Origin of the sequence: Pollutimonas subterranea, from assembly GCF_002849655.1 — a bacterium.
Taxonomy (GTDB): domain Bacteria; phylum Pseudomonadota; class Gammaproteobacteria; order Burkholderiales; family Burkholderiaceae_B; genus Pollutimonas; species Pollutimonas subterranea.
Genome location: NZ_PDNW01000007.1, coordinates 172995 through 191855, shown reverse-complemented (window position 1 = coordinate 191855; position 18861 = coordinate 172995). Strand labels below are relative to the sequence as shown.

Annotated in this window: 22 protein-coding genes; 15 read left to right on the top strand and 7 right to left on the bottom strand. The window is 59.6% G+C overall.

Going from position 1 to position 18861, the window contains the following annotated elements; translation table 11 throughout:
- Nucleotides 1-130 precede the first annotated feature (130 nt).
- Complete coding sequence (locus CR159_RS10590) at nt 131-1555, bottom strand: MFS transporter (RefSeq protein ID WP_102073915.1); 1425 nt, start codon at nt 1553-1555, stop codon at nt 131-133.
- Nucleotides 1556-1582: 27 nt separating this feature from the next.
- Nucleotides 1583-2089: a peroxiredoxin gene (locus CR159_RS10585; protein ID WP_102073914.1), complete on the bottom strand. Its 507-nt coding sequence runs from the start codon at nt 2087-2089 to the stop codon at nt 1583-1585.
- Between the two features lie 146 nt (nt 2090-2235).
- Here CR159_RS10585 and moaC point away from each other — a divergent pair, with 146 nt between their 5' ends.
- The 7 genes from moaC to pcaD all read left to right on the top strand — a co-directional run bounded on the left by moaC (nt 2236) and on the right by pcaD (nt 6399).
- Nucleotides 2236-2733: a cyclic pyranopterin monophosphate synthase MoaC gene (gene moaC / locus CR159_RS10580; protein WP_102073913.1), complete on the top strand. Its 498-nt coding sequence runs from the start codon at nt 2236-2238 to the stop codon at nt 2731-2733.
- A complete protein-coding gene (locus tag CR159_RS10575) occupies nt 2714-2965 on the top strand; it encodes a MoaD/ThiS family protein (RefSeq protein WP_102073912.1) in 252 nt (83 codons plus the stop codon). Before moaC ends, CR159_RS10575 begins: the two co-directional genes overlap by 20 nt.
- Before the next feature lie 3 nt (nt 2966-2968).
- Nucleotides 2969-3457, top strand: a complete 489-nt coding sequence (locus CR159_RS10570; RefSeq protein ID WP_102073911.1) for a molybdenum cofactor biosynthesis protein MoaE — start codon at nt 2969-2971, stop codon at nt 3455-3457.
- A complete protein-coding gene (gene moaB / locus CR159_RS10565) occupies nt 3454-3978 on the top strand; it encodes a molybdenum cofactor biosynthesis protein B (RefSeq protein WP_102073910.1) in 525 nt (174 codons plus the stop codon). Before CR159_RS10570 ends, moaB begins: the two co-directional genes overlap by 4 nt.
- A 14-nt stretch (nt 3979-3992) precedes the next feature.
- Nucleotides 3993-5198 carry a molybdopterin molybdotransferase MoeA gene (locus tag CR159_RS10560; RefSeq protein ID WP_102073929.1) on the top strand — a complete coding sequence of 402 codons (1206 nt, stop codon included), beginning with the start codon at nt 3993-3995 and terminating at the stop codon, nt 5196-5198.
- A 105-nt stretch (nt 5199-5303) separates the two neighbouring features.
- Nucleotides 5304-5588, top strand: a complete 285-nt coding sequence (catC, locus tag CR159_RS10555; protein WP_102073909.1) for a muconolactone Delta-isomerase — start codon at nt 5304-5306, stop codon at nt 5586-5588.
- 22 nt (nt 5589-5610) lie between these two features.
- On the top strand, nt 5611-6399 hold the full coding sequence (gene pcaD, locus CR159_RS10550) for a 3-oxoadipate enol-lactonase (RefSeq protein WP_102073908.1): 789 nt from the start codon (nt 5611-5613) through the stop codon (nt 6397-6399).
- A 6-nt stretch (nt 6400-6405) separates the two neighbouring features.
- Here pcaD and mobA read toward each other — a convergent pair whose 3' ends face one another.
- Genes mobA through CR159_RS10535 form a run of 3 tightly spaced genes read right to left on the bottom strand, consistent with a single transcriptional unit; the run spans nt 6406 to nt 9256 of the window.
- Nucleotides 6406-7026, bottom strand: coding sequence for a molybdenum cofactor guanylyltransferase MobA (mobA, locus tag CR159_RS10545; RefSeq protein ID WP_102073907.1), 621 nt, complete (start codon nt 7024-7026; stop codon nt 6406-6408).
- Nucleotides 7023-8114 (bottom strand): GTP 3',8-cyclase MoaA, encoded by a 1092-nt coding sequence (gene moaA / locus CR159_RS10540; RefSeq protein ID WP_102073906.1) that lies wholly within the window; start codon nt 8112-8114, stop codon nt 7023-7025. The genes mobA and moaA overlap by 4 nt, the downstream gene beginning before the upstream one ends.
- A complete protein-coding gene (locus CR159_RS10535) occupies nt 8111-9256 on the bottom strand; it encodes a substrate-binding domain-containing protein (RefSeq protein WP_102073905.1) in 1146 nt (381 codons plus the stop codon). Before CR159_RS10535 ends, moaA begins: the two co-directional genes overlap by 4 nt.
- A 195-nt stretch (nt 9257-9451) precedes the next feature.
- On the opposite strand from CR159_RS10535, the gene CR159_RS10530 reads away from it, so the two are divergent.
- The 7 genes from CR159_RS10530 to CR159_RS21670 all read left to right on the top strand — a co-directional run bounded on the left by CR159_RS10530 (nt 9452) and on the right by CR159_RS21670 (nt 17222).
- Nucleotides 9452-9958 carry a formate dehydrogenase subunit gamma gene (locus CR159_RS10530; protein ID WP_199173287.1) on the top strand — a complete coding sequence of 169 codons (507 nt, stop codon included), beginning with the start codon at nt 9452-9454 and terminating at the stop codon, nt 9956-9958.
- Complete coding sequence (locus tag CR159_RS10525; protein WP_102073904.1) at nt 9955-11526, top strand: formate dehydrogenase beta subunit; 1572 nt, start codon at nt 9955-9957, stop codon at nt 11524-11526. The genes CR159_RS10530 and CR159_RS10525 overlap by 4 nt, the downstream gene beginning before the upstream one ends.
- A gap of 11 nt (nt 11527-11537) precedes the next feature.
- Entirely contained in the window at nt 11538-14489 is a 2952-nt protein-coding gene (gene fdhF / locus CR159_RS10520) for a formate dehydrogenase subunit alpha (protein ID WP_102073903.1), read from the top strand.
- A 6-nt stretch (nt 14490-14495) separates the two neighbouring features.
- A complete protein-coding gene (gene fdhD, locus CR159_RS10515; protein WP_233208257.1) occupies nt 14496-15359 on the top strand; it encodes a formate dehydrogenase accessory sulfurtransferase FdhD in 864 nt (287 codons plus the stop codon).
- On the top strand, nt 15356-15619 hold the full coding sequence (locus CR159_RS10510) for a formate dehydrogenase subunit delta (RefSeq protein ID WP_102073902.1): 264 nt from the start codon (nt 15356-15358) through the stop codon (nt 15617-15619). The genes fdhD and CR159_RS10510 overlap by 4 nt, the downstream gene beginning before the upstream one ends.
- Nucleotides 15620-15689: 70 nt before the next feature.
- A complete protein-coding gene (locus tag CR159_RS10505; RefSeq protein ID WP_102073901.1) occupies nt 15690-17087 on the top strand; it encodes an L-lactate MFS transporter in 1398 nt (465 codons plus the stop codon).
- A 15-nt stretch (nt 17088-17102) separates the two neighbouring features.
- Nucleotides 17103-17222: an MFS transporter small subunit gene (locus tag CR159_RS21670; RefSeq protein ID WP_199173286.1), complete on the top strand. Its 120-nt coding sequence runs from the start codon at nt 17103-17105 to the stop codon at nt 17220-17222.
- A gap of 82 nt (nt 17223-17304) precedes the next feature.
- On the opposite strand, the gene CR159_RS10500 is transcribed toward CR159_RS21670, so the two are convergent.
- Both CR159_RS10500 and CR159_RS10495 read right to left on the bottom strand, forming a co-directional pair.
- Nucleotides 17305-17772: a universal stress protein gene (locus tag CR159_RS10500; RefSeq protein WP_102073900.1), complete on the bottom strand. Its 468-nt coding sequence runs from the start codon at nt 17770-17772 to the stop codon at nt 17305-17307.
- An 88-nt stretch (nt 17773-17860) separates the two neighbouring features.
- Nucleotides 17861-18202, bottom strand: a complete 342-nt coding sequence (locus CR159_RS10495; protein WP_102073899.1) for a protein tyrosine phosphatase family protein — start codon at nt 18200-18202, stop codon at nt 17861-17863.
- A gap of 56 nt (nt 18203-18258) precedes the next feature.
- On the opposite strand from CR159_RS10495, the gene CR159_RS10490 reads away from it, so the two are divergent.
- A complete protein-coding gene (locus CR159_RS10490) occupies nt 18259-18849 on the top strand; it encodes a GNAT family N-acetyltransferase (protein WP_102073898.1) in 591 nt (196 codons plus the stop codon).
- Nucleotides 18850-18861: the final 12 nt, after the last annotated feature.

Genomic DNA, 18861 nt, shown 5'->3' with positions numbered 1-18861 from the left:
CCGCATCGAGCCGCGACAGCGAAAACGAAGGCCAAAATCCTACCCATGGCTGAAGAAGCCGCGTGACCTCGCGCGCGACGACATCATTCGCTACGGGCGCCCGCAGCGGCCTAAGTAAGTGCCATTCCCCCTAGGATGAGGTCGGCCCCGTGGGGCTGGCAGGCCCACGATGCTCCTTTGGACTGCTTGGCTCATCGGGCTCCAATGGATGGCTTGGCTCACCGGCTTCCATTGGCGCAACCGGTTCAACCGGTTCAGCCGGTTCAACCGCCTGAGCCGGGTCGGCGGTTTCTTCCACCGGCTCGTACGACACATCGCTTTCAAGATCGACCCGGGGGTCGAGCGTGGCGACGACATTCGAGCTTTGCAGGCTGTCGGCCATGGGAACGAAATGAGTCGGTGCGTCTTCGCTCAGATTGACGCCCGTCACCTTCTGCGGCCGGATGAACACCACCAGAATGGCGGCGCAGGCCGATACGAAAATAAAGTACACGCTGGGATCGAGTTCGCGCATCAACAGGCCCGCCACCAAAGGACCTACGCAGGCACCCAGCCCATAAACCATGTACAGGATGGCGCTCAGTCCGACACGGCGTTCAGGCTCGACGTTGTCGTTGGCAAATGCAGCCCCGAGGGGATACAAGGTAAACTGCAGTATGCCGAACACACAGGAAAATCCCAGCAGCGCCCAATACGGGAAGACCCACCAGCCCCACAAAGGAACGGACACGATGCACAGGACCAGGGCGTTCAGCCGTATCATGCCAATACGGTCTATGCGGTCGGCAAGCCACCCTACCGGCCACTGGAACACCAGCCCCGAAGCCACTGCGGCGGCCAGGAAGATAGCGACCTGGTTACTGGACAGCCCCTGCTTGACAGCATAGACCGGCGCCAAGCCATAGAAGGCACCCACGATCGCACCGGCCACGAAAAGCACTGTCAGCGACAACGGCACGCGGGAGACGTAATATTTGACGTGTATCGGCGCAGGCACCTGCAATGCGGGATGCAGCCGGCGGGTGAGGGCCACCGGCACCATGCACAGCGCCGAACATATGGCCACGAAAACCAGTGGCTCGTAGTTGAGATTGGGAAAGATCATGAGAGCAAGTTGCCCAAGAACCGTTCCCAGGCTGGAGCAAACCATATAGAACGCGAATACGCGCCCGCGCTGATGATTTTCCGTTTGCTCGTTCAGCCAGCTCTCAAGCACCATGAACTGCGTCACCATGGCGACGCCGGCCACGAAGCGAAAACCCAGCCATACCCATAGATTGTCGATCAGTGCCAGGGCAAGGACCGTAACCGTGACGATCGCGGCCGTGGCGGAATAGGCTCGTATATGGCCTACCTGGATGATAACCTTATGCCCGATGCGGGCGCCGAACACCAGCCCCAGGTAGTAGACGGCAATCAGCGCGCCCACCCATAGTTCCGAAACCGAAACAGCGGTAAGGCGCAAGCTTAGATAGGTATTGAATAGCCCCGACCCGACCAGCAACAATAAGGTTGCCAGGTAAAGCGAGAAAAATGAAGCAATTGTCGTGATCACGGGGGTCGGGGGAAGCTGAGGTAGTGTTTAGGGCAGTTGGTTCAGTAGGGTCTGCGCGTCGCTGACTTCAAGCTGTCCGCTTTTTTCGACGTTCAACTGCTTGACCACGCCGTCGACTATCAATGCCGAATAGCGCTGCGAACGCACACCAAGGCCTCGTGCGGACAAATCGAACTCAAGGCCCATTTCGCGGGTCCAGGCGGCACTGCCGTCAGCCAGCATGCGAACGCGGCCATCGACGCCCTGGTCGCGGCCCCATGCGCCCATGACGAATGGGTCATTCACCGCTATGCACCAGATTTCGTCGACACCCTTGGCTTTCAGCTGTTCGCCGAGATCAAGGAAACCGGGAAGGTGCTTGGCCGAGCACGTGGGGGTGAAGGCGCCCGGAACGGCGAACACCGCAATTGTCTTGCCCTTGACCAGGTCGGCCACCTGGAAATTATTGGGCCCGATGGCGCAGGTTTCGGTTGGTGTTTCTATGAATTCACCGAGCGTACCGTCTGGCACGCGGTCACCGACTTGAATAGACATACATGTTCTCCGAGAGTTCTTGGTGGCAAATGGAAAGGCGCCTGGCAGGCGCCTTCGGAAAGTCCAATCATACGCTGGTCCCGAGCATGAAGTTTAGCTGTAATCGTATATCATAGGACGGTTAACACGCCCTATCGACACACGCAATGAGCAACACACCGACGGACCCTCCCATCCTCAGCCACCTCGACGAATCCGGCCAGGTGCGCATGGTGGATGTCAGCAGCAAGGCACCCAGCCAGCGCACTGCCATCGCCGAAGGCCTTGTGCGCATGAGCGCCACCGCTTACAAGCTGCTTTCCGCACAGCAAAACGCCAAAGGCGAGGTGTTGAACACCGCCCGCGTGGCGGGTGTGCTTGCAGCAAAGCGCTGCGCGGAACTGATCCCCTTGTGCCATGGCTTGCCCTTGAGCTTCGTGGGCATCGAGTTCTTTCCCGACGACGCCAATCACAGCATTGCCGTGAAGACCACTTGCCGCACCGACTACAAGACGGGTGTCGAAATGGAAGCAATGATGGCCTGCAGCGTGGCGGCGCTGACCATTTACGACATGTGCAAGGCGGCCGACAAGGGCATTGTGATCGAGCACATAAGGCTGCGCTACAAGTCAGGAGGAAAAAGTGGTGAATGGCACAACGATTAAAGTCCTGTATTTTGCTCAGGTCGCCGAGCTGACCAGCACCCGTGTAGAACAGTGGCCGCTGGCACAGCCGGTGTCCGGCACCGACTGGCTCGCGCAGCTGGAAACGCGCTATCCGCAATTGGCTCCGGTAAAGCGGCTGAAGCTTGCGATCAACCAATATCATGTCAGCCACGGCACCCTCATCCAGCCGGGCGACGAAGTCGCGGTGTTCGAACCGGTGACCGGAGGATAGGCGATGATCATCGTGCAGCAGAACGATTTCGATGCGGCGGCCCTGACAGCCGGCCTGCGCTTTCGTACCGAAGGCAAGGCCGGATCCATCGTCACTTTTACAGGCTATGTGCGCGATTACGCCCAGGACGCCTCGACCCGCACGCTGTTTCTTGAACACTATCCCGGCATGTGCGAACGTGAAATCGAGTCGCTGTGTGCCGAAGCGCAGGCTCGGTGGAACGTGCTCGAGAGCATCGTGGTGCATCGGGTCGGGGAATTGCACTTGAAAGACCAGATTGTTTTCATTGCGATCGCCAGCGCCCATCGCGGTGATGCATTCTCAGCCTGTGAATATATTATCGATGCGCTGAAAACCCGCGCCCCTTTTTGGAAACGCGAAACATTGACCAGCGGCGAACAGTTCTGGGTGCAGCGGCGCGACAGCGACACGCAAAAGACAGCACAATGGATCGAACCGCCACGGACTGAAGAGAACGAAGAAAATCCATGAGCAAAGCAGATACAAGCAAGCCGGCGGTTTCTCTGAACTGCGCCGTCCTGACCATTTCAGATACACGCGATTCGTCAAACGACACCTCGGGCGACTATCTGGCCGAAAGCGTCGTGAATGCCGGCCATCGTTGCACTATCCGCGCGATCAGCAGCGGAAACCTGTATCAATTGCGCAAGGTCATCAGCGACTGGGTCGCCAATGACGCCATCCAGGTCATACTGACCAACGGCGGCACGGGCTTCACACACCAGAAGTCGACCGCCGCGGCAATCAGTCCTTTGCTGGACGTGACCGTGGCCGGCTTCGGCGAGCTGTTCAGGCACCTGTCGTACCTGGACATCGGAACCTCAAGCCTGCAATCCGACGCGTTCGCGGGCTCGGCCAACAATACCCTTATTTTCTGCATGCCCGGTTCAACCAATGCCTGCAAGCTGGCATGGGAGCGCATCATCAAGGAGCAGCTCGACAGCACGCACCGCCCGTGCAACTTCGGCACGCAATATAGGGTGCACCCATGAGCCAGTTTGCACCTCTGCTGGACTTCGACGCGGCACAGGCACGGCTGGCCGCAGCCGGCAAGCCGCCCAACATCAGCGAAAGCTGTCCGCTGCACCAGGCCCAGGGTCGTGTTCTGGCACAAACGCTTTTCGCGACACTCGACCTGCCGCCTGCCGACAATAGCGCCATGGATGGCTATGCCATCCACTACGCCGATTACGCCCAGGGACATCGTTTTCCAGTACAGCAACGGTGCTATGCGGGGCTTGCGCCCGAGGCCCTGCAAAAAGGCAAGACCATACGAATCTTTACCGGCAGCCTGATTCCCCAGGGCGCCGATACGGTGGTCATGCAGGAAGACGGCCAGGAAATCGACAACCGGTTCCAGGTCGAGCACTTGCCTGCCCAAGGTTCACATGTGCGGCGCCAGGGCGAAGACGTGCGTACGGGCGATCAGCTATTTCCGAAAGGCACATTGCTGGGCGCGGCGGAAATCGCCTTGCTGGCGTCCCAGGGCTATGCCGAGCTCAGTGTATACAGCCAGTTGAGGGTTGGCATACTGACCACCGGCGACGAACTGATCCAGCCCGGCCAGCCGCGCAGTCCCGAACAGATCTACAACTCGAACGGGCCCATGCTGGCCGGCCTGGTCCATGACATGGGCGCAAACGTCGTGCATGTCATGCACGCGGCGGACACCGAAGCGTCGCTGCGCGCCGCGTTCGACACGCTACTTGCCGACTGTGACCTGGTACTGACCGTGGGCGGCGTATCGGTTGGCGAAAAAGACCTGGTAAAGCCTGTCATCGAGCAATTGGGCGGCACATTGGACTTGTGGCGGGTCTGCATGAAGCCGGGCAAGCCCGTTGCGCTGGCGTATGCTCAAGACAAGCCCATCGTATGCTTGCCAGGCAACCCGGCTTCCGCCTTTGCGGTATTCACCGTCCTGGTGTCCCCATTGATCCGGGGCATGCAAGGCCGCGCACAGGTATTCCCGGACGTCCAGTTCGGCCGGATCGCAACCGATAAGACGCTATGCGATAAACGCGAGGAATTCCTGCGTGTGCAAGCCCGCTGCAACGCACAGGCAACGCTCGACCTGCACCCTTTTCCCAAGCAGGGGTCCGGTGTCGTAAGTTCCCTGCCTTGGGCCAGCGGCCTGGCTCGCATTCCGGCCAATACACAGGTCAACGATGGCGATGTCGTACCTTACTATGATTTGCGGCACTGGCTGGCCTGAGGCCCACCCTACGAACCGTTGAATTCCCTATGCAAGCCGCCACGGCGCTTGCGCTGCCGACGCACATGAAAGCGCCGGCCTTCCCCCCACTCTAGGAGAGCTACTATGTTGTTTCTGGTCCAAATGCAGGTAAACATTCCTTCCTCACTCGACAAGGCGACTGCCGATGCGCTTAAGAAAGAAGAAAAGGAAATGTCGCAGAAATTGCAACGCGAGGGCAAATGGCGCGACCTGTGGCGCGTTGTAGGCCAGTACGCGAACGTCAGCGTATTCGACGTCGACAGCAATGATGAGCTGCATGAAATGCTGAGCGCCTTGCCCCTTTACCCCTTCATGGACATTACCGTCACACCGCTGGTCCAGCATCCATCGGCAATCGCCACCATCTGATTGCGGCAATAGGGGACTTCACATGCCACACGCAAGCCTCAAGGACGTCGACCTGCATTATGCGCTGGCCGGGGATCAATCGGCACCGGTCCTGGTGCTCTCGAATTCGCTGGGCACGACCATGGACATGTGGCAACCCCAGCTCGCCGAACTCAGCAGTCATTTCCAGGTGCTGCGCTATGACACGCGAGGCCATGGCCAGTCATCCGTCCCGCAAGGACCCTACTCCGTGGCTCAGCTGGGCGAAGACGTCATCGGCCTGCTGGATCATTTAAACCTGGACCGCGTGCATTTCTGCGGGCTGTCCATGGGCGGCATTACCGGCATGTGGCTGGCGCTGAATCATGCCGATCGCATCCACAAGCTCGTCCTGAGCAATACGGCCGCTTACATTGGCCCACCCGAGAACTGGACGAACCGCGCAGCGACAGTACAGAAGGACGGCATGGCATCCATCGCGGATTCCGTGGTGGCACGCTGGCTCACACCGGACTATGCGCAGGCGCATGCCGAGCAAGTCGAAGTCCTGAAGGCCATGCTCGCGTCGACGCCGGCGGACGGCTATGCCGCCAATTGCATCGCGGTGCGCGATAATGACCTGCGCCAGGAAGTCGGCGGCATCCGTGCCCCTACCCTGGTCATATCGGGCACAGGCGATATGCCGACACCGCCTTCCGACGGAAAATTCCTGCACAGTCAGATCCAGGGCTCCGAGTATCTGGAACTGGACGCGGCGCATTTATCCAACCAGGAGCAGGTATCGAGCTACACCAATGCGCTTATCAAATTCCTGAGCGTCACACCCGCTTGACGAATATCAGCCCCGCAGACCGCCTCGAGCCTGCAACAGATCCTGCGGCGTATTGATATTGAAGAAAGCGTGATCCGCGTCGTCGAACAGCACGGCGGCGGCACCGTTCTGGCGCTGCCACAGCTGCACTTTGCGCTCACCCGCCAACAAGAATTCACAAAGGCCTTGCCTTGATGTGCGGTGCAGCACCATGCACAGCGGGTGCACGGAATTCCGTGTCCGGGCATAGGCGATATGGGCGCCGTCGTCGCTGACCGCCTCCAGCAAACGCGGCACGAGATTTTCAGGCAACCCCGTTACGTCGACCGGCATGACGACCATCCAGGGCGTCGTCGAGCACGCCAACGCGCTGGCCACACCCGCCAGCGGACCGGAATAATCGCCAAGCTGAGGCTCGTCCGGGACGACCGTGCCATAGTTTTCGTAGGCATCCCGATGCGTGTTCGCACTGATGAGGATTTTCCCCGCGTGCCGCGCCAGAAACCGCTGCGCGTGATCGACCAGCGGCAAGCCGTTCAACACGAGCAGGCCCTTCTCGACCTCGCCATCGTGCCCGGCCGCCCCCTGCATGCGCCTGCCCAAGCCTCCTGCAAGGACCAGGCCCGTCAGCGAGTCGCGCCCTATCATCCGCCTATGTAGCTCATTTCAATCTTGGGCTGGTCGGCGGTATGCTGCCCCCGCAACTCTGAATAATGGTCGTCACGGACTGACCAGACTCCAGCAAGCCGCGCAGCGATGTCGTCATCGCTTGCACCATCGCGGATCAGCCCGCGCAAATCATGTCCCTGGGTCGCGAACAGGCACAGAAACAGCTTGCCTTCCGGTGACAGGCGTGCGCGCGTACAGTCGCCACAGAACGGCTGAGACACACTGGTGATGATCCCGATTTCGCCGCCGTTGTCGACATAACGCCAGCGACTGGCGACCTCACCCCGATAATCCGCCTGCACCGGCTCGAGGGGGAACTCGGCAGTGATGCGATCCAGGATCTCGCGACCCGTAAGCACCTGCTCCATATTCCATCCATTGGTGCTGCCGACATCCATGAATTCAATGAAGCGCAGGATATGGCCGGAGTGCCGGAAATGCCTTGCCATGGGCAGGATTTGCTGGTCGTTCATACCTTTGCGAACCACCATATTGACCTTCACCGGCGCCAAACCGACACGCGCCGCCTCGTCAATACCCTTCAAGACGCGGCTTACGCTGACCTGGCTGTCGCTCATACTTTCGAATAGCCGATCATCGAGCGCATCCAGGCTCACCGTCACGCGTTGCAGCCCAGCATCTTTCAGCGCCTGGGCTTTTTGCGCCAACAGCGTGCCGTTCGTGGTAAGGGCTATTTGCAGTGCCTGGCCGTCGGGAGTGCGCAGGCGCGCCAGCATTTCGATGAGTCCTTCGATATTCTTGCGCAATAGCGGCTCGCCACCGGTAAGGCGGATTTTCTGCACGCCCAGACTTGCCGCAATACCCGCAACGCGTGCTATTTCTTCCAGGCTGAGCAGCGCTCCATGCGGCATGAACTGGTAGCTGCTATTGAATACCTCGCGCGGCATGCAATAGGTGCAACGGAAATTGCAGCGGTCAGTCACTGAAATGCGCAGATCGCGCAAGGGACGGCGCCGTATATCAAGGGGCGCAGCGCGCTCGCCGGCTGCCGCCTTGACCGATGGGACCGCGGAACGATTACCTGTGTTGAAGATTACTTTGCTCATGACTTGCTCAACTCTTTGCGTGAAGCAGAAAGCGATCTGGCGAACGCCGGCCCGAATGCTGTCTCCATGGTCTGCACACTACCCATTCCCGTAGCATCGTAACCCACAAGCTGAGCCATATATTGCAGATACTGCTCGCCGGTCATCAGGTCAAGCAAATGGCGCATTTGCGGCGCCTGCAGCGTCTCCCGATGTACGGCGAAGAAATAGCGTTCCTTGGCCAGCGGAATGAACGACAAGCCGCAACGCCACGCCGCCGTTTCGACCCCGATACCGACATCGGCCATGCCGCTGGCGATATGCGCGGCAATGGCCATATGCGTGAATTCACTGTTGTCGAAACCCTGGACGCGTGATGGATCGATATCAAGCTGCTGCAGCATCAAACCAACCAGTGAACGCGTACTGGAACCAATCTGGCGATTGACGAACCGCACGTCCGGTTTGACGAGGTCGGCAATCGAAACGATGTTCTTGGGGTTTCCCGTCTGCACAAACATACCCGTGTTGCGCACGGCCAGGAAAATGAGCCTGTGCTGCTCGGGATCCAGCCATTCGCTATAGCGCTGAAGAATGGGCTTTTCGAACTCACCGACAGGAACCTGAAATCCCGCCAGGTCGCAATCGCCATGATTCAGCGATGCCAACGCTTCGATCGCCGTGCGATAGCGGAGTTCCAGCGGCAACATGTCGAGACCATTGGCCAACTGCGTCAGTCCTTCTACGGCGAAGCCATGACTGGCATGCAAGCGCAAGCGCGGCTGGCTTTCCGGATACAAGCGCTCGAGCTCTTCCTGCAGCTCGGACGCCATGCTCTCCAGCGTCGGCATCAAGCGCGCATCGACACGTCGATTAGCCCATATCAGGTGCTGCCCGAAGGCCGTCAGCTTGGTGCCCTGCCGACGCGACGTATCGAGCAAGGGGGCTGCAAATTCCTTTTCGGCATCGCGCAGCACGCCCCAGCCATGCCGGTACGACACACCGCAAGCCTTGCATGCCCCTGCGATATGGCCAGTGGCATCGACCGCCGCCAGCAAGCGGATGACTTCGCTGAGCGGCAGGATTTCGCCCGACGGTTTTTCCAGCGCCCATTCGGAGCGCAGTCGCGCCTTGAAGTTGTATGCCTTCGCCTGATTTGCCATGGCGGTATCGTGTCGCCTTATTAATATGTTTATATTTGCATATAAGGGTAGACCTTATATGCGATTTTTTTCTTATTGAAAGAATGACTTAACAGGGGTAGATTACTCCAAATACCTAAGCAATATATATGCAAATTTATGCATATAAGAGACAAACCACTTACGCTCGCACCTCTACCAGACAAGGATAGCGCCATGCCCATGCCGCCCGTCATCACCGACGCCAGCCCCGCCAATCAAGGGGTGCCGCAACTTGCACGCCAAGTGCTGCAGCGTTACGAAGGTCAGCAGGGAAATCTGCTGCCCATCCTGCATGCCGTACAACATGCCATGGGCTACATCCCGGCGGAAATCGTTCCGCTGCTGGCGGAAGGCCTCCAGTTATCGCGCGCCGAAATCCATGGCGTCGTCAGCTTCTACCCGCACTTTCGCGACACACCCGCCGCGCCGGTCGTGCTTGAAGTGTGTCGCGCCGAATCCTGTCAGTCCATGGGGGGCGAAGCCCTGGCCCAGCACGCGCGGCAGCAACTCGGCTGCGACTTCCATGGCACAGCCGCCAACGGCGCCGTTACGCTCGAGCCGGTCTATTGCCTGGGCTTGTGCGCCCAGTCGCCCACCGTCATGATCAACGGCCAGCCGCATGCACGCATGACGCCGGCCAAGCTCGACCAGTTGCTTCTGGCCGAAGGGGTACAACCATGAGCCCAGCCATCAAGATCTTTGTACCCTGTGATTCCGCGGCCATGGCAGTGGGTGCCCAGGCCGTGGTCCACGCCATTACCGAAGAAGCGCAGCGCCGTGGCGCCAGCATAAACATCGTACGCAACGGTTCTCGGGGACTCCTGTGGCTTGAAACGCTGGTCGAAGTCGACACCCCGGCCGGCCGCGTGGCCTACGGACCAGTCGAAGCCACGGATATTGCCGGCCTGTTCGAAGCTGGCTGGCTGCAGGGCAAGGCGCATCCACTGTGCCAAGGCCTTACCGAAGAAATCCCCTACCTGAAGAACCAAGAACGCCTTACTTTCGCACGTGTCGGCATTACCGACCCGCTAAGCCTTTACGACTACCAGGCACACGGCGGGTTCCAGGGACTCGAGAAAGCTCTTTCCATGCAGCCCATGGCCATCGTCGACGCCGTGGTCGACTCCGGCCTGCGGGGCCGGGGCGGCGCGGCCTTCCCCACCGGTATAAAGTGGAAAACCGTCCTGGCCACCGCCGCCGACCAGAAATACATCGTCTGCAATGCCGATGAGGGCGATTCCGGCACTTTCTCCGATCGCATGCTCATGGAAGGCGATCCCTACGCCCTCATCGAAGGGATGACTATTGCGGGCCTTGCCGTACAAGCCACCTATGGCTATATCTATGTACGTTCCGAATATCCGTACGCCATTTCCACGCTCGAAGCGGCCATCGGCCATGCCCGCGCGGCGGGCTGGCTGGGCGACAGCATCCAGGGCAGCGGCCAGGCGTTCGATCTCGAAGTACGTGTCGGCGCAGGCGCCTACATCTGCGGAGAAGAAACTTCGTTGCTCGAAAGTCTGGAAGGCAAGCGCGGCCTGGTTCGCGCCAAGCCGCCACTGCCAGCCATACGCGGGCTTTTCGGCAAGCCGACGGTCATCAACAATGTCATTTCGCTTGCGACTGTGCCCACTATCCTCGCACGAGGCGCCGACTTCTACCGCAACTACGGCATGGGCCGTTCGAAAGGCACGCTGCCCTTCCAGTTGGCGGGCAACCTCAAGCAAGGCGGACTGGTAGAGAAAGCCTTTGGCGTCAGCCTGCGCGAGCTCCTGTATGGCTTCGGCAACGGCAGCGCCTCCGGCCGTCCCCTGCGCGCCGTTCAGGTCGGCGGACCCCTGGGCGCCTACCTGCCTGAATCACAATGGGACGTTCCTCTCGACTACGAAGCCTATATCGCCATTTCGGCCATGATCGGCCATGGCGGCCTCGTCGCCTTCGACGACACCGTCGATATGTCGAAGATGGCCGGGTACGCCATGGAATTCTGTGCCATCGAATCCTGTGGCAAATGCACCCCCTGTCGCATCGGTGCCGTGCGCGGCACCGAGGTCATAGAAAAAATCCGCCGCAACGACCAGCGCGAACAACACGTGCACCTGCTGCGCGATTTGTGCGACACCATGCTCGCCGGCTCATTGTGCGCCCTGGGCGGCATGACGCCCTACCCGGTCCTTTCCGCGCTTGACCACTTCCCCGAAGATTTCGGCCTGCCAAGCAACGCCCCCGCCACAGAACAAACCGCCTAACGGAGCCAGCCATGTTCGAAACCGTCGTTAAACGTGACCGCGATTTCGGCACCCCTGCCTCGATCAGCACGCAAACCGTTCAAATTACCATCGATGGCACGGACGTGGACGTAGCCGTAGGCACATCTGTCATGCGTGCGGCCGCTGAAGCGGGCATCAATATCCCAAAACTCTGTGCCACCGACAACCTGGAAGCATTCGGCTCATGCCGCTTGTGCCTCGTACAGATCGAAGGCCGTCGCGGTTATCCTGCCTCGTGCACCACGCCGGTCGAAGCCGGAATGGTCATCTGGACCGAAACGCCCAAGCTGCACGAACTTCGCCGCGGCGTCATGGAGCTGTACATCTCCGATCATCCGCTGGACTGCCTGACGTGTCCCGCTAATGGCGACTGCGAACTGCAAGACATGGCGGGCGTCGTGGGCCTGCGCAATGTGCGCTATGGCTATGACGGCGCCAATCATCTCCACGACGCCACCGATGAATCCAATCCTTACTTTGCCTACGATCCGTCCAAATGCATTGTATGCAGCCGCTGCGTCCGTGCCTGCGACGAGGTCCAAGGGACGTTTGCACTAACCGTGGACGGGCGGGGTTTTGAATCGCGCATCACTGCCGGTCAGAACGATTCCTTCCTTGAAAGCGATTGCGTTTCATGTGGCGCCTGCGTTCAAGCCTGTCCCACCTCATCACTTACTGAAAAGACTGTCATCGACATGGGGCAGGCCGAACATTCGGTCATCACGACCTGTGCCTATTGCGGCGTGGGTTGCGCCTTCAAGGCCGAAATGAAAGGCCAGGAAGTGGTACGCATGGTGCCCTGGAAAGACGGCAAAGCCAACCACGGCCACTCGTGCGTCAAGGGCCGCTTCGCCTGGGGCTATGCCACCCACGAAGACCGAATGCTCAAGCCCATGATACGCAGCGACATTTCACAACCATGGCGCGAGGTCAGCTGGGAAGAAGCAATCGGCTACGCGGCGTCCGAGCTCAAGCGCATACAGTCCAAGTATGGGCGTGATTCCATAGGCGGCATCACCTCCTCGCGCTGCACCAACGAAGAAACCTATCTCGTTCAGAAACTCGTACGGGCCGCTTTCGGCACCAATAACGTCGATACCTGCGCACGGGTGTGCCATTCGCCGACCGGTTATGGGCTAAAGACCACCCTGGGCGAATCAGCGGGCACCCAGACCTTCGATTCGGTCATGCATACCGATGTCGTCATCATCATGGGCGCCAATCCCAGTGCGGCTCACCCCGTATTCGCCTCGCGCCTGAAAAGCCGCCTGCGCCAAGGTGCAAAACTCATCGTCATTGACCCGCGCCAGATCGAGTTCGTCAGCGCGCCTCATGTAAAGGCCGACTACCACCTGCCGGTCCGACCCGGCACCAACACAGCCCTGCTCACGTCCATGGCGCATGTTATCGCGACCGAGGGCCTCATCGACGAAGCCTTCGTTGCCCAACGCTGCGAAGCCCCGGCATTCCAGCAATGGCGCGACTTCGTGTCTCAAGCTGAAAACTCGCCGGAAGCCATGGAAGCCGTAACCGGCGTTTCAGCACTGGACCTGCGCGCCGCAGCACGACTGTTCGCCACCCACGGCAACGGTTCCATCTACTACGGGCTGGGCGTCACCGAACACAGCCAGGGTTCCACCACCGTCATGGCTATTGCCAACCTTGCCATGGCCACCGGCAACCTGGGACGCGAGGGCGTGGGCGTCAACCCATTGCGCGGCCAGAACAATGTGCAGGGCTCCTGCGACATGGGCTCGTTTCCACACGAACTGCCCGGCTATCGGCACATATCCGACAACGTCGTGCGCGCACAGTTCGAACAGGACTGGGGCGTCAAGCTGCAGCCTGAACCGGGCCTACGCATACCCAATATGTTCGACGCCGCCATCAGCGGATCGTTCAAGGGCTTGTATTGCCAGGGCGAGGATATCGTACAGTCCGACCCGAATACACAACACGTGGCCAAAGCGCTGGCGTCCATGGAATGCATCATCGTCCAGGACATCTTCCTGAACGAAACCGCAAAGTATGCCCACGTATTCCTGCCCGGCTCATCGTTCCTCGAAAAAGACGGAACATTCACCAATGCCGAGCGCCGGATATCGCGGGTTCGCCAAGTCATGCAACCGAAAGCGGGCCTGGCCGACTGGGAAGTCACGTGCGCCCTGTCCAACGCGCTGGGCTACCCCATGGACTACCGCCATCCCAGTCAGATCATGGACGAGATCGCTCGCCTGACCCCCACTTTTTCGGGTGTCTCGTTCAAGAAAATCGACGAGCTCGGCGGCAGCGTCCAATGGCCCTGCAATGCCGAGGCCCCCGATGGCACGCCCATCATGCACGTTGACGAATTCGTGCGGGGCAAGGGCCGGTTCGTCATTACCAAGTATGTGCCCAGCGACGAACGCAGCACCCGAAAGTACCCCTTGCTGCTCACCACAGGACGGATCCTGTCGCAATACAACGTCGGCGCTCAAACCCGGCGCACGCCCAATGTGCTGTGGCATAGCGAAGATCTACTTGAAATGCACCCGCACGATGCCGAAGACCGCGGTATTCGCCAAGGCGATATGGTCGCCGTGCAAAGCCGTTCCGGAGAAACCGTATTGCGCGCCGACATTACCGAACGCGTGCAGCCAGGCGTGGTCTACACCACCTTCCACTTCCCCGAATCGGGCGCCAACGTGGTCACGACCGACAATACCGACTGGGCCACCGACTGCCCCGAGTACAAAGTCACCGCGGTGCAGGCCAGGCTGGTTTCCGAGCCGTCGACGTGGCAGGCGGGATGGTCGCGCTTCAGCGATGTCCAGCAGAACCTGCTCGATGGCCGGCAGCGCGAAGGGCAGGAATCGGCACAGCCCGCCGTCAATCCGGCACAACCAGTACCAGAGCCAGTACCAGTTCCCGAGGCCGCTCCTGTACTGAGCGCGCAGGAGTAGCCGAAGGTGAAACTCACCGAGTCATCCCTCGCGCAAGCAGGCCCCGCCTCACCGGCGGCGGGCCACGGCACCCGTCGCGTAGTGCGGGCGGGCCGGAACGTGGCCGACCGCGCCGAACTCGACGAACTGGCCCAAGAGGTACCGGTTGCGCTGGAGTACAACGGTATCAGCCATGCCACATTGCTGGCAACACCCGTTGATCTCGAAGACCTCGCCTATGGTTTTTCCTTCACCGAGGGCATAATCCGCGGCGCCTCCGACGTTTACGACCTTGACATCGTCGAGACGGAACAAGGGCTCATCATCCAGGCCACCATTGCAAGCGCCTGCCTGAACGAGCTCAAGCTGCGGCGGCGCAGCCTGGCCGGGCGGACAGGTTGCGGGCTATGCGGCATCGAAAGCCTGGACGAAGTACGCCGTGCATTACCTCCCGTCGCTTCCCGGGCAGGCGGACATGACCCGGCTGCGATCGTGAAGGCCGCGGAACAATTGCGCGCCTTGCAGCCGCTGCACCTGTTGACCGGAGCCACCCACGCGGCCGGCTGGGCCACCAGTGCTGGCGACATCCTGCACGTCCGCGAAGATGTCGGAAGACATAATGCGCTGGACAAGCTCATCGGCCATATGCTGCGGCATTCCCACGACACCGCGGACGGAATCACCGTCATTTCCAGCCGCGCCAGTTTCGAAATGGTTCAAAAGGCTGCCGCGGCGCACATGCCGGTGCTTGTCGCGGTCTCGGCGCCAACCACCTACGCGGTGGCCATGGCAGAAGAACTCAACGTGCTGCTGGCGGGCTTTGCCCGCGAAAACCTGTTCACCGTTTATAGCCATCCCGAATACCTCGGCAACAAAGGAGCTCAACCTTGAATAATGTCGACCACCTGATCCGCCTGGCCAACCGCATCGGCAGCTTCTTCGAATCCATGCCGGATCGCGAAGAAGGTATCGAGGGCATCGCCAACCATATACAAAAATTCTGGGCGCCTCGCATGCGTATTGCCATGCTTGATTTCCTCGAGGCTCAACCTGATGGCCGCCACGGCGACCTCGCCCTCTGCGAGCTCGTGCTGATCGCACTTACCCAGAACAAGGAACGGCTTACGCCCAAAGCGGCCGTCACCGACTGATTTTTCCGCAGTACCTACCCATCCGCACCTATATAACAAGCCGCGATCAAACGGCCCAAAGGGAGACGCAATGAGCACACGCTCGACAAAACACGGTTTCTTTAGCAAGGAACGCATTACCGCTGCACCTGGATTCAACCGCTGGATGATTCCGCCGGCGGCGCTCGCCGTCCATTTATGCATAGGCCAGGCCTACGCATTCTCCGTATTCAACAACCCCATGACCAAGCTGCTGGGCATCAACCAGCCCGCTGCCGGCGACTGGGGCTTGCCTACGCTAGGCTGGATATTCAGTATCGCGATCGTATTCCTGGGCCTGTCTGCCGCCTTCGCCGGCAAATGGCTGGAAGAGGTCGGTCCACGCAAAGCTATGTTCGTGGCCGCCTGCTGTTTTGGCGGCGGATTTCTCGTCGCTTCCGCCGGGGTTGCCCTGCACCAGATATGGCTGGTCTACCTCGGATACGGCGTACTGGGCGGCATAGGGCTGGGTATCGGATACGTATCTCCTGTGTCCACGCTCATCAAGTGGTTTCCGGATAAACGCGGAATGGCAACCGGCATGGCCATCATGGGCTTTGGCGGCGGCGCCTTCATTGCGTCGCCCCTTTCCGTAGCGCTGATGAATCATTTCCAGACGCCCACCTCGGTAGGCGTCACCCAGACATTCATCGTCATGGGCGTCCTGTATTTCATCTCCATGATGATCGGCGCCATGACAATACGCATACCGGCGGCTGACTGGAAGCCCGCAGGCTGGACTCCGCCGGCCACCCAGAACGCCATGATCACGCGTAATCACGTGCATATCGACCAAGCCATCAAGACGCCGCAGTTCTGGCTGTTGTGGTGGGCGCTTTGCCTGAACGTCACAGCCGGCATCGGCGTGTTGGGGCAAGCTTCGGTGATGATCCAAGAGAGCTTCAAGGGCGCGATCACGCCGGCGGCCGCCGCGGGTTTTGTCGGCGTGCTCTCGCTCGCCAATATGCTTGGCCGCTTCTTCTGGTCGTCGGTGTCAGACTATGTCGGCCGCAAGAACACCTACTTCATTTTCTTCGTGCTTGGTGCGGTGCTGTACTTCCTCGTCCCTGGCATGGGCGCTTCAGGCAATGTTGCCCTGTTCGTACTGTTCTACGCAATCATCATCTCCATGTACGGCGGCGGTTTCTCTACCGTGCCGGCTTATCTGGCAGATCTGTTCGGTACGCGCTATGTCGGTGGAATACACGGTCGGCTCCTGACCGCTTGGGCTGCGGCGGGCGTCTTCGGCCCGGTACTGGTGAACTATATTCGCCAATACCAGGTTGACCAGGGCGTGCCGCCGGCACAAGCGTACACGGTCACGATGTACCTGATGGCCGCCCTTCTCATTGTCGGGTTTGTCTGCAACTGGATGGTACGCCCGGTCGCCACGCGTCATCACATGAGCGGCGATCATGCATCATTCACGCCCGCTGTCGCAGTCAAATAATCCAGGAGATCCAACATGGAACAACGCAACACTACCTCACCCGTCCTTCTCGTGATCTTTTGGCTGTATGTCGGCGTGCCGCTGGCTATCGGTGTATGGGAAACGCTGATCAAGGCCGGCGCCTTGTTCAAGTAACACGACACACATTTTAAAAAAGCCACCGCCGTTCAGCTTTCACTGAACGGCGGTGGCTTTTTATGCATACCCCTTGAAGCTGCTAGCTCTTCTCGGATTCCTTGACGCGATAAACCAGAACCGCGGTTTTGGCCAAACCCAGTACCTTGACGGTAACACTGCCCAGGAGCAGACGCGACAAGCCGCTGCGGCCATGACTGCCGATGAAGATGAGATCGCAGCCTTCTTCTTCTGCGGCCTGTACCAGGCCATCGGCCACATTGAAATTGGAGACTGCCTTGCCAGTGGCTTTTACGCCTGCGGTTTCGGCACGATCAAGAACCGCCTTGAGATATTTTTGTGCCTGTTCCCTGGCAGTCTTGTCGTAGTCTTCGTCAGTAATGGCATAAGCGGCTGCCATGCCGTCGAACCCTACCGTGGCGGCAAAAGGCTGGGTCACGTACAGCGCAACGACCTCCGCACCCATTTCCCGAGCAAAGCACACACCCTTGTTGGCAGCCTGTGCTGACAAGGCAGAGCCGTCGGTTGGAATTAGTATCTTCTTGAACATGGTGTTGTCCTTTTGTTATCGGATACGTAGAGCTTAACCGGAAGTGACTGGAAAAAACACCGGGTATACACCCTCAAATTGATCCAGATCAACGTGTAGTGGCAGCCTGGAACAGGTGCGAGCAGCGCGTGCCCGTACGGCAATAGGCCAGGATCGGCTGGGGCAATTCTTTCAGAAGCACCGCAAAACGGGCGACATCGTCGGCAGTCATGGATCCGGAGACCACAGGCTGATACTCGACGGACAGGCCGGCCGCGCGCGCAGCCGCCATGACATCGGCTGAAGACGGCTGATCGACGCCACCTTCAAGGTCGGGGCGATTGATGATGACGCTTTTGAAGCCGGCATCCGCGACCGCCTGCATGTCTTCCGGCGACAATTGCGGCGCCACGGCGAAGGTTTCGCTAAGGGAATTGATAGGCAAAGACATTGTTGGCTCCTGATGTTTATACTAGCTGCTGGCGAGAAAAGGTTGAGGAAAATAGTATGACCAGTGCCAACATAGCGCAAGCAGCACGACCCGGACCTATCGTGGAAGCCACGCTCGATTCCGCACTGATCATTCGCGATGCGACCCCGGACGACATGATAGCCGTACAGCGCATCTACGCGGTGCATGTACTGCATGGTACGGCAACCTTCGAGGAAGTTCCGCCTTCGGTCGATGAAATGCTGGAGCGCCGCGTCCGGATACTTGCAGCGGGAATGCCCTATCTGGTTGCGGTGCTGGATGGCGAGGTGGTCGGATACTGTTATGCGGCCCAGTATCGACCGCGGGTTGCATACCGGTACACCATTGAAGATTCCATCTATCTGGCGGAGAATCAGGCGGGAAAAGGCCTGGGGAAGGCGCTGCTCGCCGCGCTTATCGAGCGGTGCGAGCAAGGACCGTGGCGCCAGATGATCGCGGTGATCGCAGGCAATAATAATTTCAGCTCCATCGGATTGCATCGGAGCATGGGATTTACGCACGCGGGAACGCAGATGGCGACAGGATTCAAGTTCAATGAATGGATCGACGTCGTCTTTATGCAGCGTGCGCTGGGCGCGGGAAAGACCAGCCTGCCTGATCAGTGACGAATCGTTGTT

What these genes read in the sequence shown, in the direction of transcription:
- CR159_RS10585 (WP_102073914.1), bottom strand. Translation starts at nt 2,089, where the DNA reads ATGTCTATTCAAGTCGGTGACCGCGTGCCAGACGGTACGCTCGGTGAA.
- moaC (WP_102073913.1), top strand. Translation starts at nt 2,236, where the DNA reads ATGAGCAACACACCGACGGACCCTCCCATCCTCAGCCACCTCGACGAA.
- CR159_RS10570 (WP_102073911.1), top strand. Translation starts at nt 2,969, where the DNA reads ATGATCATCGTGCAGCAGAACGATTTCGATGCGGCGGCCCTGACAGCC.
- moaB (WP_102073910.1), top strand. Translation starts at nt 3,454, where the DNA reads ATGAGCAAAGCAGATACAAGCAAGCCGGCGGTTTCTCTGAACTGCGCC.
- catC (WP_102073909.1), top strand. Translation starts at nt 5,304, where the DNA reads ATGTTGTTTCTGGTCCAAATGCAGGTAAACATTCCTTCCTCACTCGAC.
- pcaD (WP_102073908.1), top strand. Translation starts at nt 5,611, where the DNA reads ATGCCACACGCAAGCCTCAAGGACGTCGACCTGCATTATGCGCTGGCC.
- mobA (WP_102073907.1), bottom strand. Translation starts at nt 7,026, where the DNA reads ATGATAGGGCGCGACTCGCTGACGGGCCTGGTCCTTGCAGGAGGCTTG.
- moaA (WP_102073906.1), bottom strand. Translation starts at nt 8,114, where the DNA reads ATGAGCAAAGTAATCTTCAACACAGGTAATCGTTCCGCGGTCCCATCG.
- CR159_RS10535 (WP_102073905.1), bottom strand. Translation starts at nt 9,256, where the DNA reads ATGGCAAATCAGGCGAAGGCATACAACTTCAAGGCGCGACTGCGCTCC.
- CR159_RS10530 (WP_199173287.1), top strand. Translation starts at nt 9,452, where the DNA reads ATGCCCATGCCGCCCGTCATCACCGACGCCAGCCCCGCCAATCAAGGG.
- CR159_RS10525 (WP_102073904.1), top strand. Translation starts at nt 9,955, where the DNA reads ATGAGCCCAGCCATCAAGATCTTTGTACCCTGTGATTCCGCGGCCATG.
- fdhF (WP_102073903.1), top strand. Translation starts at nt 11,538, where the DNA reads ATGTTCGAAACCGTCGTTAAACGTGACCGCGATTTCGGCACCCCTGCC.
- CR159_RS10505 (WP_102073901.1), top strand. Translation starts at nt 15,690, where the DNA reads ATGAGCACACGCTCGACAAAACACGGTTTCTTTAGCAAGGAACGCATT.
- CR159_RS21670 (WP_199173286.1), top strand. Translation starts at nt 17,103, where the DNA reads ATGGAACAACGCAACACTACCTCACCCGTCCTTCTCGTGATCTTTTGG.
- CR159_RS10500 (WP_102073900.1), bottom strand. Translation starts at nt 17,772, where the DNA reads ATGTTCAAGAAGATACTAATTCCAACCGACGGCTCTGCCTTGTCAGCA.
- CR159_RS10495 (WP_102073899.1), bottom strand. Translation starts at nt 18,202, where the DNA reads ATGTCTTTGCCTATCAATTCCCTTAGCGAAACCTTCGCCGTGGCGCCG.
- CR159_RS10490 (WP_102073898.1), top strand. Translation starts at nt 18,259, where the DNA reads ATGACCAGTGCCAACATAGCGCAAGCAGCACGACCCGGACCTATCGTG.